Origin of the sequence: Streptococcus sp. ZY19097 (genome assembly GCF_040731245.1) — a bacterium.
Taxonomy (GTDB): Bacteria; Bacillota; Bacilli; order Lactobacillales; family Streptococcaceae; genus Streptococcus; species Streptococcus orisratti.
This window is the reverse complement of the sequence record NZ_CP160400.1, coordinates 984,129-1,000,016: the sequence shown is the minus strand read 5'-3', so window position 1 is coordinate 1,000,016 and position 15,888 is coordinate 984,129. Positions and strand designations below refer to the sequence as shown.

The 15,888-nt window shown below is 40.3% G+C and carries 22 protein-coding genes and 2 tRNA genes; all 24 read right to left on the bottom strand.

Annotated features, from left to right (window positions below):
* Positions 1 to 11: 11 nt before the first annotated feature.
* Positions 12 to 1,058, bottom strand: coding sequence for a major capsid protein (locus ABZ559_RS05105; RefSeq protein WP_367007438.1), 1,047 nt, complete (start codon positions 1,056 to 1,058; stop codon positions 12 to 14).
* Positions 1,059 to 1,061: 3 nt separating this feature from the next.
* On the bottom strand, positions 1,062 to 1,427 hold the full coding sequence (locus ABZ559_RS05100; RefSeq protein WP_367007437.1) for a hypothetical protein: 366 nt from the start codon (positions 1,425 to 1,427) through the stop codon (positions 1,062 to 1,064).
* 16 nt (positions 1,428 to 1,443) lie between these two features.
* Positions 1,444 to 2,076: a DUF4355 domain-containing protein gene (locus tag ABZ559_RS05095; protein WP_367007436.1), complete on the bottom strand. Its 633-nt coding sequence runs from the start codon at positions 2,074 to 2,076 to the stop codon at positions 1,444 to 1,446.
* Between the two features lie 205 nt (positions 2,077 to 2,281).
* Complete coding sequence (locus ABZ559_RS05090; RefSeq protein WP_367007435.1) at positions 2,282 to 2,494, bottom strand: hypothetical protein; 213 nt, start codon at positions 2,492 to 2,494, stop codon at positions 2,282 to 2,284.
* 361 nt (positions 2,495 to 2,855) lie between these two features.
* Positions 2,856 to 3,053: a hypothetical protein gene (locus ABZ559_RS05085; RefSeq protein WP_367007434.1), complete on the bottom strand. Its 198-nt coding sequence runs from the start codon at positions 3,051 to 3,053 to the stop codon at positions 2,856 to 2,858.
* 216 nt (positions 3,054 to 3,269) lie between these two features.
* The gene (locus ABZ559_RS05080) at positions 3,270 to 4,670 is read right to left on the bottom strand and encodes a minor capsid protein (protein ID WP_367007433.1); all 1,401 of its coding nucleotides are present in this window, start codon (positions 4,668 to 4,670) and stop codon (positions 3,270 to 3,272) included.
* Positions 4,642 to 6,126: a phage portal protein gene (locus tag ABZ559_RS05075; RefSeq protein WP_367007432.1), complete on the bottom strand. Its 1,485-nt coding sequence runs from the start codon at positions 6,124 to 6,126 to the stop codon at positions 4,642 to 4,644. The genes ABZ559_RS05080 and ABZ559_RS05075 overlap by 29 nt, the downstream gene beginning before the upstream one ends.
* Before the next feature lie 11 nt (positions 6,127 to 6,137).
* The gene (locus ABZ559_RS05070; RefSeq protein ID WP_367007431.1) at positions 6,138 to 7,529 is read right to left on the bottom strand and encodes a terminase family protein; all 1,392 of its coding nucleotides are present in this window, start codon (positions 7,527 to 7,529) and stop codon (positions 6,138 to 6,140) included.
* Positions 7,526 to 7,978, bottom strand: a complete 453-nt coding sequence (locus ABZ559_RS05065) for a terminase small subunit (RefSeq protein ID WP_367007430.1) — start codon at positions 7,976 to 7,978, stop codon at positions 7,526 to 7,528. The genes ABZ559_RS05070 and ABZ559_RS05065 overlap by 4 nt, the downstream gene beginning before the upstream one ends.
* A 198-nt stretch (positions 7,979 to 8,176) precedes the next feature.
* Positions 8,177 to 8,282, bottom strand: a tRNA-OTHER gene (locus ABZ559_RS05060).
* Between the two features lie 3 nt (positions 8,283 to 8,285).
* Positions 8,286 to 8,375: transfer RNA gene (locus ABZ559_RS05055), tRNA-Ser, on the bottom strand.
* Positions 8,376 to 8,505: 130 nt separating this feature from the next.
* Positions 8,506 to 8,913 carry a DUF1492 domain-containing protein gene (locus ABZ559_RS05050; RefSeq protein ID WP_367007429.1) on the bottom strand — a complete coding sequence of 136 codons (408 nt, stop codon included), beginning with the start codon at positions 8,911 to 8,913 and terminating at the stop codon, positions 8,506 to 8,508.
* Between the two features lie 72 nt (positions 8,914 to 8,985).
* Complete coding sequence (locus tag ABZ559_RS05045; protein ID WP_367007428.1) at positions 8,986 to 9,300, bottom strand: hypothetical protein; 315 nt, start codon at positions 9,298 to 9,300, stop codon at positions 8,986 to 8,988.
* Between the two features lie 28 nt (positions 9,301 to 9,328).
* The gene (locus ABZ559_RS05040; protein ID WP_162636964.1) at positions 9,329 to 9,508 is read right to left on the bottom strand and encodes a hypothetical protein; all 180 of its coding nucleotides are present in this window, start codon (positions 9,506 to 9,508) and stop codon (positions 9,329 to 9,331) included.
* Positions 9,509 to 9,519: 11 nt separating this feature from the next.
* Positions 9,520 to 9,954: a hypothetical protein gene (locus ABZ559_RS05035; RefSeq protein ID WP_367007427.1), complete on the bottom strand. Its 435-nt coding sequence runs from the start codon at positions 9,952 to 9,954 to the stop codon at positions 9,520 to 9,522.
* Position 9,955: 1 nt separating this feature from the next.
* The gene (locus ABZ559_RS05030; RefSeq protein WP_367007625.1) at positions 9,956 to 10,231 is read right to left on the bottom strand and encodes a DUF1372 family protein; all 276 of its coding nucleotides are present in this window, start codon (positions 10,229 to 10,231) and stop codon (positions 9,956 to 9,958) included.
* Between the two features lie 26 nt (positions 10,232 to 10,257).
* The gene (locus ABZ559_RS05025; RefSeq protein WP_367007426.1) at positions 10,258 to 10,407 is read right to left on the bottom strand and encodes a hypothetical protein; all 150 of its coding nucleotides are present in this window, start codon (positions 10,405 to 10,407) and stop codon (positions 10,258 to 10,260) included.
* Positions 10,400 to 10,630, bottom strand: coding sequence for a hypothetical protein (locus ABZ559_RS05020; protein ID WP_367007425.1), 231 nt, complete (start codon positions 10,628 to 10,630; stop codon positions 10,400 to 10,402). The genes ABZ559_RS05025 and ABZ559_RS05020 overlap by 8 nt, the downstream gene beginning before the upstream one ends.
* Positions 10,627 to 11,022 carry a RusA family crossover junction endodeoxyribonuclease gene (locus ABZ559_RS05015; protein ID WP_367007424.1) on the bottom strand — a complete coding sequence of 132 codons (396 nt, stop codon included), beginning with the start codon at positions 11,020 to 11,022 and terminating at the stop codon, positions 10,627 to 10,629. Before ABZ559_RS05015 ends, ABZ559_RS05020 begins: the two co-directional genes overlap by 4 nt.
* Positions 11,015 to 11,188: a hypothetical protein gene (locus ABZ559_RS05010; RefSeq protein WP_367007423.1), complete on the bottom strand. Its 174-nt coding sequence runs from the start codon at positions 11,186 to 11,188 to the stop codon at positions 11,015 to 11,017. The genes ABZ559_RS05015 and ABZ559_RS05010 overlap by 8 nt, the downstream gene beginning before the upstream one ends.
* Positions 11,189 to 11,192: 4 nt before the next feature.
* Positions 11,193 to 11,342, bottom strand: a complete 150-nt coding sequence (locus ABZ559_RS05005) for a hypothetical protein (protein ID WP_367007422.1) — start codon at positions 11,340 to 11,342, stop codon at positions 11,193 to 11,195.
* 10 nt (positions 11,343 to 11,352) lie between these two features.
* Entirely contained in the window at positions 11,353 to 11,559 is a 207-nt protein-coding gene (locus tag ABZ559_RS05000) for a hypothetical protein (RefSeq protein ID WP_367007421.1), read from the bottom strand.
* A 472-nt stretch (positions 11,560 to 12,031) separates the two neighbouring features.
* Entirely contained in the window at positions 12,032 to 14,287 is a 2,256-nt protein-coding gene (locus tag ABZ559_RS04995) for an AAA family ATPase (RefSeq protein WP_367007420.1), read from the bottom strand.
* 16 nt (positions 14,288 to 14,303) lie between these two features.
* Positions 14,304 to 15,887 carry a DEAD/DEAH box helicase family protein gene (locus ABZ559_RS04990; RefSeq protein WP_367007419.1) on the bottom strand — a complete coding sequence of 528 codons (1,584 nt, stop codon included), beginning with the start codon at positions 15,885 to 15,887 and terminating at the stop codon, positions 14,304 to 14,306.
* Position 15,888: the final 1 nt, after the last annotated feature.

The following is a 15,888-nucleotide window of genomic DNA, read 5'->3' as shown; positions in this document are numbered from 1 at the left end:
AGCACCTCCTATTAAGCGTCTGGTGTTGTTGAGAACATATAGCAATCATCCAGATTCTCAAACGATGGCAAAGCAATCATAGACACCTTGGTTTCAACATTGACTGGATCAGTTTTCTTTGTTGTAGTCACCGCAATACCAGTATCAACAATGTTCACTGCTGCACCAGTATTACCACCCATCAAGTCGCTTTCTTCTGGAGTAGTACCAAAGACCGTGCGTCCAAGAGCAGCATTAGGAGCGAGCGTAACGCGGCCATCCGGGAAATATTTTTTAACTTTACCATCAGAATCTTTATAAACCCCTGATTTAACAACAATAGTCAAGCCGTAATTATCAGATAGATAATCCTTAACTTCTTGAGCTGTGGCGATTGCTCCAGTTGGGGCAAGAGGCTTAATAGCAGTTGTGGTAGATTTAGCGTTTTTGAGTTGAGCAAAAGTTGTTGGGTTCATGTAAGCCACTTCTGCTTTACCGCCCAAGTTTTCAAGCGCTGTGATAGCTGTGTCCAAATCAGCAAGAGGTGTAGCCGTGTCTTTGTCGGACCATGCCACTTTTGCAGCCGACTTATGCTCGTCATCAACACCATAATCAAAATCTTGTGGTACACCATTTCCAATAACTGCAATCTTACCAGTTGCCAAAACTTGCATACGCATTGCTTCCAGCTGAGCACGAGCACCAGCCAAGAGCGTTGTTGTATCATCAAACAAGCCACGAGTAATTGTGTCAATCAAAGTTTGATTGCCTGTTTGAGCAATCAGATTAAGTTGTTGACGATCGGCTTCCTTGACCAGCATTGATTCTTTAAAGAATGGCATTTCTTCCTTTGAGAGCGTAACGCTAAGACGTTCACGAAGTGTTGCCTTAGTATCAAAGGCAGATGGTTTGAGGACAACAGGGCGACCTGATGCACCTTTAACAAAAGCAAGCTCAAGACCAAGCTGTTTCTGAGCAGGAAAGACTTTCTCACCAACAGAAGCATCAACTTTAGCTTGCTTCGTATTCCAATATCCTGCGATATTTGGAGCTGTAACAATATCATAAATTAAAGGCATAAATTAAACTCCTTTCACAAATTGAATATGTTTCAATGCAGTTTTAGCACCTTCTGGCACTGTACCGCCATTGACTTTGTCTTCACGCAAAGTACCTCGATAAACAAGGCTTGCAGTCGCATCGCCTTCTGTAATATCAACATCATAAAGTAAAACACCATCTGGAGCTTCTGTATTTGCTTTAACCTTTTTACTACGGTCAGCAAAAATCGAAGCACCATCACCAGCTAACAACGTACCAGCTTTTAGAATTTTACGTGCGTTTTCATCTACTGTCCCAGTCGTTGACTTATCAACTGTAACTGAGATAGCTTCATAAGGCAAATTGTGAAGAATTTCAGCATTGCCGAATAGTTTTTTTGTGGACATATAAGCCCCTCCTTAATTAAAATAATTTCCCGCCAGTTGCAACCGAACCATCAGCAAGTTTAGCCCCATAGTTCGTTTGAGCAGAACCGCTACCACCCGATGCAGGTGCTGACTGACGTAGTGATTCTTTGACTTTAGCGTTGACAGCAGCATTAAAAGCTGTTTCGAACTTACTAACTTGCTCAAGTGCTGTTTCAGCGTTTCCAACTGCCAAAAGTTCCGCAAAATCAGCTGGCAAACCTTTAGAAACAAGGTCTTTTTCAACTTGTACGACAAGTTTTTCATGCTCAAATTCTGCTTTTTCTTTAGCAAGTGATGCCTGCTGTTCTTCAAACTCCTTTTTAGCCCGCTCAGCAGCCGATAAGTTAGCGTAGTCTTTTTCTTTTTTGATTGCTTCTGCGATACGTTCTTGTTCGCCTTTTCGGTAATTCTCTAAAGCCTTTTGCACGGCTTTATTCGTAAGACTGTCTAATTCCGCCTGTGATTGCGGCGCTTTGAATCCCGAACTGTTCTCCCCGTCATCGCCACCTTGATTATTGGGCTCTTGGTTTTCTGTATTTTCTCCAGCTCCCGAATTATCGCCACCATCTCCACCTTCTGCAAATAATTGCAAGTTGCGTAAGTTCATTGCTAAAAGTTCTTTTTCCATTTTTTCCTCCCATGCTAGTCCTGCCATGTCCGATATATCTATCACGTTCATAGAGCCACGAAAACGGACGTCTCACGCTTTCTAGTCTCGTCTGAATGTAATTCTATACCAAACACAAACAAGCCACGCTAGTGATGTTTTTTTGCCTAGTTTTATGCCATGCGACAGGGCAAAAAAACCGCATCGAATGACACGGTTAGAATTATTAAAGTGTTACATTTTCAATCAATGCTCGCGCTTCTAAAACAGTCAAGTATTGATTCATGACTGATTCTTGTTTTTGTAAAAGCTCCAGCGGACAGCCAGGTTTAAAATCTAGCTGACCTGCTTCATACTTCACGTTCATAGCGTGTAATTTGTCACGCTTTACCTTTAATTCGTGATACTCATTTGCAAATCGTTCTTGATGCGGTTTCATTTTTATCCCTCCTAGAAAAAGAAAACTGGTCAATTTCGACCAGTTTAAAGTAATTTAGAGTAGTTTCAAGCAGTCTTTCCTGCTGTCAAGATGAGTGACCACTTCCTAATCTACTAGTTCATAAGTTTCTGTGAAAATATCAGGTTTGCAAGGATAGCACTCCCCTCTGACACCTTTGATTATGTAATCGCCCTTCTGAGCTATGACATTCCCTTCAAGCGTCGGGATAATACAGCTGCCATCATCGAAAAACCTAATGTCTTTCCGACCTGTCAATCTGATGACGTCAAAATAGTTTTTACTGTTCCATCGTACTGCATCGACAATAACTGGCTTTTTCCGGTATCGCATAAAACTCTCCTCACTGTTTCCAAAACGGTTTCTTTGCTCTTTTGAGTTCTGCTACATCATCTTCAATGATTTTCTGGTAGGTTTCTAAGTCATCAAATCGCTTGTTTATTACTCCCACATTGCGTGAGTTGACTTGTTCCATTCGCTCCACAATCTTCCAGAGCTGGTTATTTTGGTCTAACAGAAAATCAATGGCACTGTTAGCCAATCTCAGAGAGTTTTCAAATCTCGTTTCTTTTTGATACGTTTGTTCATAACCTTATCCTTTCTATTTTTCTGCAACAAAAAAGCGCCTAGATTAACTCTAAGCGCAAATAGTAATAAGATAGGCGGGACTGTCGAGGCTCCCGCATTTCTGGCCCGCTAGCTAAGCGGCGTGTTGGTGACAGATTCTCAACCTCTATCTTTTCTCACCTATATTATACTATTCTTTGCCTTTTTCGTAAAGTATTACATTGTTTTTTCTATTCTTCTTTTCTTGCCTAATACCTACTTTATTAAAATGAATCATCATCATTTCATCACGAGGAACAATAACTGCTTCCATAACTAAACGGTCTTTGTTAGGTATTTTAGCATAAAGAAGAAGTGACCCTTCCACCCTTGAAGAATTATCAAGAGCTAAGTAAGGTTTTTTAATTACATCTTCAATCAATTTAAATTCATCTAAAGTATACTGCTGACCGTGAGAACGCAAAGAAGAAGATAAACCATTGCCGTCTATATAAACATTATTAAATGCCGTATATTGACTAATTTTAGGCGATAAAACGCCTATATCATACCTATCTTGCAGCTTATTTCTTATTTGTTCTCTATCTACCGCACCATGAGAAACTTCATCCCAAATCTTTGATACATCTTCAAATAAGTTATCTACATTTGCTTTTCCAATATTTCTTAACGATTGTTCGTCTAACTCATCCTCATCTGGAATAACAGCCGACCGACAATTAAAGTGGAAAGGTGGTGCAGTTACACCAACTTCGAACTCATCAATTTGATAACGTTTATCCTCTGCATGGATTCTCTTACATGTCTCAGATGTCCTGTTGTCCATTTGTACCGATATACGATAATATTCCAAACCAGATTCTTGATAGCGCCTAATAGCTGAACGATTAACAATAGCTGTACCATCAGTTCTAATAAGCGTTTGAGCTCTTGAGCGTGCTACATTGTACTTCTTGGCAAGCTCACCAGCCATACTACGTACATCATCACCTCTAATAAATCCACGTTTGAGGATATCTCGGAAGTCACTGGCTAGATTGTCAGTATTGCCCCATAGTTGCTGCGAATAGTTCCGACCGTTGAAAGGTGTGTTGATAAGTTCTTTCAGCGCTGGTTCATTTAAAGCACCACTATTGCCACCCATGGCTTTCTTATAAGCGTATTTAGCAGTTGACTTCAGATAATTTTCAAACGACGTTTCAAGAACACCTTGCATAACACCAACCTTGTATGTCATTTCAAGATTTAACGCATCCAGTCGTGTCACTTTTGAGCTAGCATACTGTTCATTCAATCGTTTAAGCAATTCGGGGTCTTTCTCGGCTTGCTCACGGTACTTCTTAGCGTTCGCTTGATAATTTGATAGGTCAACTCCTCTAAGGCGCTGTAGGGCGTCAGAATAGCTCATTTTATTATCATCTGCATATTTAGTCACGAATGCAAACAAATCACGTTGGAGCTCTGCTGATTGCTCAGCATAAATTTTTTGCAATTCAGCAAACATATCAATGTCTGTACCATCAACATGTCGCATAATATCTGCACTGCGCTTGCCCCAGTAATCATTGTGCGCTGTTGTTTTCTTGGCCATCTTCTGTTACCTCGCCAAACCTTGAATCAGGTTGCGTTGGTTGTTCCTGCTTTAAGCGCTTGAGTTCTTCCTCTTTCTTGACACCAGTAACAGGTTCAAGCGTGCCTAAAACTGTTTTGTCACTAACCAAACCAAAAAGATTGCGGGCATTAGTTACGATGTCCGCTGAGTTTGTTGGCAAGTTAGGCGTAAACGTAAACGACAACTTAGAGACATCAAAATTCGTCAGTTCTTTAGCAACCATACCAACCTTGGCAATCAAACGATAGCGACGCTGTAACGACTTTTCAAATAACGCCTGCATATCCACACGCGCTTGGTCAAGAGCAAATGTTTTCCATGCCATAGCAACACCTGATTGTGTCCCTCCAAAGTTTTCATCTGACAAATCAGGAAACATTGTAAACTTGTGGATATCATCAACGACACGCTTTTTATAAGCTTCAGTACCGTTAACATCATATTGCTTATACAGATACTTAGCGTCAACATTCCCTTCTCTTCCCTCTTGGTCGATAGGTGGTTCTAAGTTTAACAGGCGAGCTTTGCGCATTTTCCGCATGTACTCAATCTGCTTTTGCGCAGTATCACAATCAGCTGGGAAGTTAACACGACCTATGATAGCCAAAATGGCGTCTGATAAGTCTTGCATATAGTTGGCTGTATCAGATTGCGAAGCGTCGTACAGGTCAATCAATGACAGCTCTGTTTCGTAGTCACCAAGCCCGTTTGAGTTATTGAGGTACTCTGTGATTGGTACTAAACCAAAGATGTGCGGACTGACTTTAATTTCTTGTAAATCACCAGACCAGTCAAACTTATGAATGCTGTCAGCTGTATACACTTCGACAGTCTTGTGCTTGTCATCAAACTGACTTTGTTTGTAGTATCGCACACCAGCCACGGAGTGTTCTTCTAGTGTTGTGTCATAAATAACAAAAGTATTCAATGGATCAAGCTTAACTGCGCGTGTCATATCGTCCATAGCACGATAAACCAAATCATAAGCTCTACCAGTTTTGGACAAATCCAAAACTAAAGAACGGTTTAACTGATGCAAGTTATCTTGCTGCTCCAAATCATCTAAGACTCGCTGAATGGCTTTATCTGCATATTCAACGCGAATTGGATTGCCGACTAAATAACCTTGCTTAAAAGTTGCAATCGCCTTTCCGAAATTATGGATAGCGCGTGCGTCTGCCATGTCATCATCACGACGTCGACCAGCTTTACTGATATCGTGATTATTCCCTTCTGCGTAGTCTAACAGTTCTTGAATGCGTGGACGCTGAACCTTTTCATGATGATTCAGAATAGTTTTTAGCAGCTTGTAATTATCTGCAAATAAAACTTCGACTGATTCAGCCTGATACCTCATCCGTGATTCGCGATGGAAACGCAGCTCAAGTAGCTTGCTATTTCCTGAGCTATCTGTAAAAGTTTCTTTGTAAGTCATAATTTCCCTTTCTACAAACCAAAACCAGCCCGAAGCGTATCGAACTGGTTAGAATTGTTCTGTCTTTCTCCTATCATTTTGATGTACGGAATAAAGCCATATTGACAAGCATTGATGGTGTGATCGTTTCTATCCTCTGGCTCATCCTTGCCTTCTTTCCAGCTGTAGACGTCCAATTCGTGTAAATGTTCCGTACAATCATCAACGACAAAGTAATAACCTTGTTTCATCCAGCTAGCCATTAAATTAATACGGTCAATGATTTTGACTTTCTTGTTCGCATTCATGAACTCGTATAGCAGACCATATTTATTAGCGTATTTCCTCAATTCCATAATTGTTGCTTGGTCTGCGTTATCAACGTAAATCCTACGCGCAAAACCCCAATCGTCCTTACAATCATCTAGAAACTTATGCAATAGCTCGACTGTATCTGACGGCGCTATCTTATCACCACTTAAATCTTTATTGTTGTAAACACGTTCAGCAAGTGTCACTAGCTTACCGTCTCGCGTAATACCTTGGAAAATAAAAGCGATTGTGTCGTTTGACTGTTCAGAATATGACGTATCAACACCACACGAAAACTGCGCATAGCTAAACGATTTGGCTTGTGTGCGTGTAATGACGTTGCGCTGTCTCTCGAACATAGAGAAAATAAGACCTTCCGACCGACCACGAAGTCCTAAGATTTTGTTTTTGTAAATCTTAGTCCCAACAGCCACAGTCTCAATAATCTGTCGCTTCTTTTCTTCTGGCAATCCTGCGTTATGATCGAAATTAAAAAACCAGTACGTCCAATCTGGATGCTCTGGCTGCTTGTCTAACTCTTCTTGGATTTCTTTTGGAGTATCTGACTGATACTCAGGCAATGCTCTAAAACGGTTAATATACTGGCTATAGACTGGCAAGTTTGGATCGTCTGGGTTCATAGTACACATCCAGTAGTCGCAACGCATAGTTGATTCTTGAACAAAGTCTGTATCAGCCGTGTTGATTTCGTCAATGTAACCACAACCAAATTGAGAACCAAGCGCTTTCTTCCACTTTGTTTTATCTTCATAGCCCAAAATAAAAATAATTTTATCGTTTTCTGGCTTGTTATCGATGTGATAGACCAAATGAGATATCTTATAATCAAGACTGCCATTCCCGCGATACTGCACTAAATCACCAAAAATATCAACTATCCCTAAATCAGAATTGATGATATTCTTTTCAGCGTCACCAATTGATTTCGAAGCAATAAAATGCAACTTTTTAGATGACTTAGCAACCTTTAGCATGAACTTAAACGCACCAACCGTCGTCTTCCCTGCCGCTGTTGTGCCTTCTAAGGCTTCAGCTTGTGCGTTGTGTCGCAAAAATGCTTTGTATTTGTCAGATAAAATTAAATCACTCATGAACTATCATCTTCTAACTGCGCCAAAATGCCATCAAGTTTGCTAGTTGATACATTGGCTTCTACATTGATTTCTTGCTTGTCAGTAAATAATCTATATCGCTTGCCAAGCAGTTCAGCAGCCTTCGTTCTAGCTTGGACGTTTGGAGGTGCTTCAATAACTTTTTGTGTTCCTTCGCCGTCCAAGACCAAAAGAGGTTCAGTCTTTTCACCACGCATTACAGCTGTTAAGTACTCCATAACTTCCTGCTGGTCTGCAACCCGTTCCGAGCGCAACTTTTCTAGCTGCTCGTCTATATAGGCCTTGACCATAGCATTTGATAGCAATCTACTACCATTTGCTTGAGCAACTGCATCTTTTTTTACATTCGGATAAGCAGCCTTGTAAGCTCGTGTCGCGTTTAAGTCGATGATGTACTCATCGGCAAAAATCTTCTGTTTTTCGGTCATCCCATTTTCCATCACCTCCATTTCTTTGCAAAAATAAAAGCCACACGATTGTGTGACTTGCTTAGACTTCCAACTAAGCTGTGTGGGTTTGCGATGTTGCTGTTGCCACATCTAAGAGTTGTGCTGTTTCCAGCTAGGTTGCCACCACATTTTAACAACTTAGGCACACTGTAACAGTTGACTGCCATATTGCCTTAACGGGAACAGCAGGAATCGAACCTGCACATAGCGTTACGCCGTGGACGTCACACGGACTTGCTCAGGGCGCTACCCTTGCCAATTTCCAATCTTGGCTCATGTTCCCGGAAGGAGGGTGTGGGATTCGAACCCACGGACCGCACGTAGGCGGCCACCCGTCTAGCAAACGGGCACATTCGACCAACTCTGCCAACTCTCCATAACAGGCAAGGCTTACTGCCTTACCCTTATTTCTTGATACTACCATTCTAGCAGATTATGATTACAGTGCACGCCAAGATTATCTAGGTTTATGTAATGTTTTTTAGAACGTTCCAAAAAATTCCAAATTATTCCAAGATGTGCTCTAATTCCTCCACGGCATTTCTGCGCATGTTGTAATAAGAGCTTTTGCTGATAGCTAGCTTATCACAAATATCATCAACATACATCTTAGTAATATAAGTCATTCTGAGAATAGACCTACTCTTTGGATTTTTCAGCTTGTTAATCAATCTACCTAACTCAAGTTTCCTGTTAATAACCTCATTGGTATCTTGTTCAATCGCCTCTTTCATCACGACTAGCTGAGTATAGACATCATCAACCTTTTTAGCCTTACCACCCTTGACCCTGTCTGCTGTCCACTTGGGGCTAGAGAGCAAACCTGCCTCAAGTTCATTAATTTCATCTATACGGCTCTGGATGTCCATATCAAGGTTTTGTAACTCATCAAGCAATTCTTTAGCCTTGTTCACTCTCTGTCTCCTTTGTGGTATAATATTGATAGCGAAACCACAGCCAGGGCAGAGAGTGCCTTGGCTTTTTTGTTACCATGAAATATGAATTTGCTTGTTAGTGATAAACTCTTCACCAGTAAACAAATTTTTACTATAGGTCGAATGATACTCTACTTTGAAACCATCTCCTAACAATTCCTTGATTTTCTCAAGTGTCCTTTCATCATCCAATCTACGCCTAGTATAATCATCTTTAACTTTTAAGACACTCATTAGATGACCTGTGTACCCTTGCATAGCTGATTCTTTAATGACTTTTTCCAAGTCATATTTTTTAAAGTAACGTTCAAACCACTTGTCATAGCTTTCTGAACTTAATTGCCGTACTTCATCAAATAGTGTCATTTCAATCCCATCCTTTCATTACTCAGTTTTATAATCTTGAAATTCCATAGTATTCATAGCCACAATATTCAGAGCAAAAACCGTATGTGTTAAAATATTCGTCAAATACTCCGATTTTTTCTTTACAAACAGGGCAATGCGTTCTACGGTATCTTTCTTCTGTGCTCAATCCATTCAGGATTTTCTTTTTACGTTGTCGCTTGTTCATTTGGTTGCCTCCTAAGCCTCAACTACTGGAAAATGAATTTTTCCAATAACAAGAGAGCCTATGCTGTAATAATATCCACCATTACCATCATCTGCCTCACATTCTGCTAATGCTATAGGATTTTGATTATGATAAATAGTGACTGTGTTCTTACTGGTTGTTGTCCCCCAATCACTTTCCTCTTTTACTTGTTCACCAATTTTGACATCAGTGATAACAGCGTCTAGCTTGACATCTTTGAACTCTCCGCCTGCACTAGCACAACAATCACTTTCTGACTCCTCTATAGTGACCTTAGTTCCATCTTCAAGCTCTATGTAGTCTTTGTCCCACTTTACAATCCGTTTGTAGAGTAGCAACTCTTTCAGTTCTTCTAGTGATCCATAGCGTTCATCTTTGCTGCCCCACATGGAGCACCAATCTGGGATTTCAATAGTTTTTGTCATCTCAACTTCCTCTTTTCTTCAAATAATCAGGGATTGGGTCACCAACCTTAATAGCCTCGTACTGTTCTTTGGTAACTAAGAACTTACCGTAGACATGAGCTGTGACCGTGTAGCGTCCCTCTATGATTTCCTTGTCAGTGATTTGACCTACCATCACACCGCCTGCATTATCTACTTGATAAACAATCACTGGTTGCTGTTCGTTTTTAGCAGCTTGGTAACCTGCTTGGTAAATCATGCAGATAAATCCTAAAGTACAAAGCAGCACTATAATCATGCTTGCAACGACTTTTACAGCATCTTTCACTCAACTTCCTCCATTTTTACTCTATACAACCGCTGACCTTGATATTTACGCTTCAGATTATCGCAACACTTAGCTGCGTCACCTTCCTTTTTAAACCTGTATTCTTCATCAACCATGTTGTCAAAATAAACTGTTACCTTATACATTACCTACTCCTTTCGCTTGTTTCTCTAGCCATTCCCAAATCAAGTGAAACTGACCGTTGACTAATTCATCATTATTGTACTTCTCACAAATAGCCACAATAGACTGATTAACCCATTCCCAGTATTCAATAGTTCCAAAACCGACTTCTTGTGATTTCTGGTTGCTTTCTCTCATCCAGTTTGGCACTTCTGTTTGAAAAAACTCAATATAGTTTACCTTCATAGTTCCTCCAGCTTTACATAAATGCCGACGGTGTCCGCCCAAAACTTTTCTATTATCTCACTAGCCACTCTTGAATCATTGACATAGAATCCCGTTCTTTCCATGCAATCTTTTAGCAGCTTAACAAGATTATCTGTATCAGGCTTTGTATGCTTGTACTGACCGTTAGTTGTTCCTTTGACTTTTGGAAACAGCCATTTAGTCGTCAATCTCAACGGACCGTCCATTGGTTCTTTTGGTCGATACGGTGTAAACAGTTCCATAAACATCGCTCGTGTTTCCTTTAGCTCGTCTGGCTCATAGAACTGTGGCTTGCCGTTAACGACACGGACTTTCTTTTGCTGATGTGTGACTGTTGGAATTTTTTTCATTGGAATAAAAAATTCAATCATCAGATAGCTCCCTAGAAACCGCACCAAGTGTCGCACTGGCACTCATAAGCAATCCAAATGTGTAATCTGGATTAAGTGCCATTTCTTCAAAATCCTCTTCACATTTATCCAATAAGCAATCAATTTCATTTTTTAGATTGTCAATAGCTTTTTTGTTTAATGTCATTTTGTTACCTTCTTTCTCTTAAAAAAGTTTCATACATAGCCATCTCTTTTAGCTTATCGCCAATACATTGAATTTCAATCAATTCTCTATCAGTATATCCATCCAATTTCTTGATGACTTTAATAAGCATTTCTCTTAGCTCTTCAATTGGCATCCTTTGCACCTCAATAATCTTCCTCATACTTCATCACTGCGATTGCTCGACCGTCTTCAAAGAATACAAATTCAATGTCAATGATTTTACTACCTTCATTTTCTAGGTCGTTAGCATAGCCATTAATTCTATCTTCAAATTTTTCAACAGCAGTTTCTAAATCTTCACTGTTGAAATCAACATCAGTAAATTTTTCTTTAAAAATTCCTACTTTCATTTTTACACCTTAACTTTCTACTTTTGATTTATGACTGCTTTTGATCATTCGCAGTCACGCGCTTGTCGAAAGTTGGTACGAGATGATTTGGGCGTAACTTAGTCGCCCAATCTCTCGTAACATTCGACTTTCATACATGCGAATCCAAAACACTCCCCAAACTTGGGGTTTACCCCGTGTTGTAGCTCACTTTTTTAATAAAAAACTGCTTAAAACTGATTTTTTTACACGACATACATACATTACAGAAAACTGATTTTTTTACACGACATACATTAGTGCTATAACATGTTATAGCTTAATAAAAAACTGCTTAAAACTGATTTTTTTACACGACATACATACATTACAGAAAACTGATTTTTTTACACGACATACATTAGTGCTATAACATGTTATAGCTTAATAAAAAACTGCTTAAAACTGATTTTTTTACATAGCACTTTTTTATTAAAGTGTGTAGATTTTTTCGCTAATTTATTTTGATAATATTCCCATTTTTTAGAACAAAATCATCATGCTCTCTGACATATTTTTCGACAGTTCGTACTTTTATACCTGTCAAATTAGCAATGTCTTCCTTAGTGACTGGACCATCTGGGTTAAAATCTTTTTGAGTATTATACGCATCCTCTAATATTTGATTACGTTCTTCCAAGTTTTGCTCAGCTGACTTACGACCTTCACGAGCTTTTTTGGCAGCTTTTTGCCAGTTTGGCTTATCGTCTTCAACTTGAATATCCGCAAGCACTCCCGTCGTGTCCACACGATGCACTGGATAAGTAAACCACATATTTACTGGTGGGAATTTCGCAAATTCACGAAGCGTCCCCTCAACACGCCATGCTGTGGCAATCTTGATAGATTCTTCTACTTTTTGAATTTCGTGCAAGTATGGCTTTCTAACCATGATGTCATCAAGTGCTTTGTCAAAATGTTTGCTCATCTGTGCGACACTTTGCAAATCATCAAGTGTGATTTCGTGTTGATAATAATCTAAGTTCTTCTCTTGGATAGCACGTTTAAACACGTCGCATTTCGCTTTATCAGTACGCTGTTTAATCAGATTGTCGTTTAGTTCAAGTTCGACTAAGTCAATAAGCGCGTCTGGGTCACGAGCAAACACTCCTGAACCACTTGCACGGTCCATTGATTTCTTGCTACCTTGTGCACCTTTTGAATGGTGGTGACAGTAAATCACACTACAACCTAGTTCCGTTGCCACCTTGTCAAACTGATTAGTAAAGTGCGCCATTTGGTCCGCGCTGTTTTCGTCACCAGTCAAAACTTTGTAGATTGGGTCAATAATGACCGCTTGGTAATTCTTTTTAAGCGACCGTCTGATTAACTTCGGCGCTAACTTATCCATTGGAACAGTCTTTCCGCGCAAGTTCCAGATGTCAATATTTGCCACATTGCTAGGATGTAAGCCCATGGCATCGTAAACATCCCTGAAACGATGCAACGCTGACGGTCTATCAAGTTCCAGATTGACGTATAAGACACGTCCTTGTTCACATTGCCAACCTAACCACTTGCTGCCTTCTGCTATGGCGATTGATAGCTCAATCAATGCGAACGATTTACCAGCTTTAGACGGACCAGCAATTAGCATTTTATGCCCTTGCCGCAACACACTGTGGATAAGCTCCGGTGCTAAGTCTGGCATGTCGTCCCAGCTGTCTAACAACCCTTCTGGGTCTGGTAAATCATCGTTTAAGTCTTCAACCCATTGATACCACTCTTCGTAATTCGCCTTACCAATGTTAGTATCAATTAAGAACTGCTTGTGTCCGTTTCGTGTCACACCAGGCATACGACTTAATCGACTTGGATTGCGGTTTTGCGTGTCAATGTCAAGTCCGTTCTTTTTACAGATTTGATAAATGTAATCTACGCGTTTTCGGTATTCTTGGTAATCTCTGGCGTCTACTTTTACGACTGCGTGTAGTGACTTCTTACCAGAATGAACGAGCGTTGCAATTGGTAATTCAAGCTCTTTAAATAACGCATATTGCTTACCAATGTCTAACGTATCTGATTCAACTAATGCGTAACGAAAATCTGCGACGTTGTCGTTTTTAACACCTTTACCATCTAACGGATTGAAACGAATCCACGCACCTGCTTCTTCCTTGTAATCACCAAAGACAGCGCCAATGTCATCAGGCGTTTTTTGCAACAACTGGATAAGCTCACCAGCTGTCCTGTCAAAATTTCCTTGCGTTGGCTTATAAATCGTGCCATTGTCTGTTTCAATTGGATATGTCGCAGTCACGTAGCCAACCAAATCCGTTGAATCAAACAAGGTTTCTAAATACCTGATCAAGTCTTGTGCAGGTTGCCAATTAAGTGGCTCTCTGATTTCTTTGGACTCAATCCAGTTCTTATCAACGATTTGATAGTCACGGTCAATGGTATCTTCCCAATCTAGCTCATGGAAATCACCACGACCGCTTGACGCAGGTTGCCAGCCATTATCCTTTGCTAGTTGTGTGATAGTCGCTCCTGTTACGACACTACCTGCTTCTTCATTGAAAGTATCCCATTTTTTGAAACACTCTCCACGTTTGTATCGTGTATCGGCTTGTGACCAGTTATCCCAGTCCATAGCCGTGTAGCCTTCATGTTTAAGTGCAAAACCAACATTTACCCAGTCTTGATAAGACAATGTTGACGGGTCTATATAATCTAGTAAAGGTAATAAATCAAAGTCTTTATCTAGCATTTCTCTCCTTTCTTATTTATTCTGGTTTAAATTCCGCTGGTCGAATACCGCGAGGAACACGCCAACCATTCGCAGCAATGCGATTAATTAAGCCACTTGCGCTGTCGAATGTCCACATACCAACATTTTTAAAGCCATAACGTTCAAGTAATCGAATTTGTTTAGGCGTTGTAAGCCCTTCTGTTTGACGTTTTTTAAGTCGGTCTAACAGCTTGCTAGCCTTACCAAAGTTCCCAATGTCATCAGTGAAGATACCGAACTTTTCTAATGCTTTTAGTTGTTTGTCTGTTGGTGGTGTCATTTCTATTCCAAAGGCAGGTACATAGTCCGCTAAGTCTTCTGCTTGGATAGACATTTCAAACTGCAGTGGGTCAACTAATCGACGTTTTCGCTTACGCATTTCTGCAAGTTGTTTAGCCAACGCTTCTTCACGTTCAGCCACAACATCCTTGCTAGCTGTTTCTTCAGCTTCCAGCAATTCAAATTGTTGGTTCGTCTGTTCAGCCATGTTTTCAACCATTTTCTTAGCCACTTCTGGGCTGTCAGTGATTAGATGTGCTGGTCTGCATAGTTCATGGCGTTCTGTGTGCCAAAGGAAATCCAAAATCAAAAGATTTTCCTTACCAGGTGCTAAACGAGTGCCACGCCCTACCATTTGACTGTACAGTGCTCTAACTTTTGTCGGTCTTAATACCACCACACAGTCAACACTTGGGCAGTCCCAGCCTTCAGTTAGTAGCATAGAATTGCAAAGAACATTGTATTTACCTTTATCAAAATCTTCTAAGACTTCCGTACGGTCTTCTGATTCGCCATTCACTTCAGCGGCTTTAAAACCTTTCTTGTTTAAAATGTCACGAAATTTCTTAGATGTTTTAACAAGTGGCAAAAACACAACCGTCTTTCTGTCTGCACATTGTTTAACCATCTCATCTGCGATTTGTTCTAAATATGGGTCTAACGCTGTCCCGACTTCGCTAGCTTTGAAATCACCAGCTTGTTGACTGACTGACGATAAGTCCAACGTCAGTGGTATTGTAACTGCTGTAATCTTTGACAAATAGCCAGATTTGATTGCGTCAACAATTGAATATTCATAAGCGAGACTATCGAAATATTCGCCAAGATTGCGACGATCAGATCTGTCGGCGGTAGCTGTAACCCCTAATACATCTGCGCAATCAAAGTAATTCATCACTTTTTGGTAACCATCAGCTAAAATATGGTGTGCTTCGTCTACAATAATGACATCCCAATAATCTTTCGGAAATTGTTCAAGTCGTTTATCTCTTTGAAGCGTCTGGACACTACCAACAGTTACACGATACCATGACCCTTGCGAGGTCTGTTCAGCTTTTTCAACCGAAGCGCCAAGCCCAGTAACTTTTTTTAATTTATCTGCTGCTTGTTCTAGCAATTCCGAGCGGTGAGCTAAAATAAGAACACGGTTTCCTTGCCTAACCAATTCCTCGGTTAACTTAGTAAAGACTACGGTTTTCCCACACCCTGTTGGCAAAACTAATAACGTTCTTTTATGACCTTGCTCCCATTCTGACAAAATAGAGTCAATACTTTCTTGTTGATAGCTTCGTAATTCCATT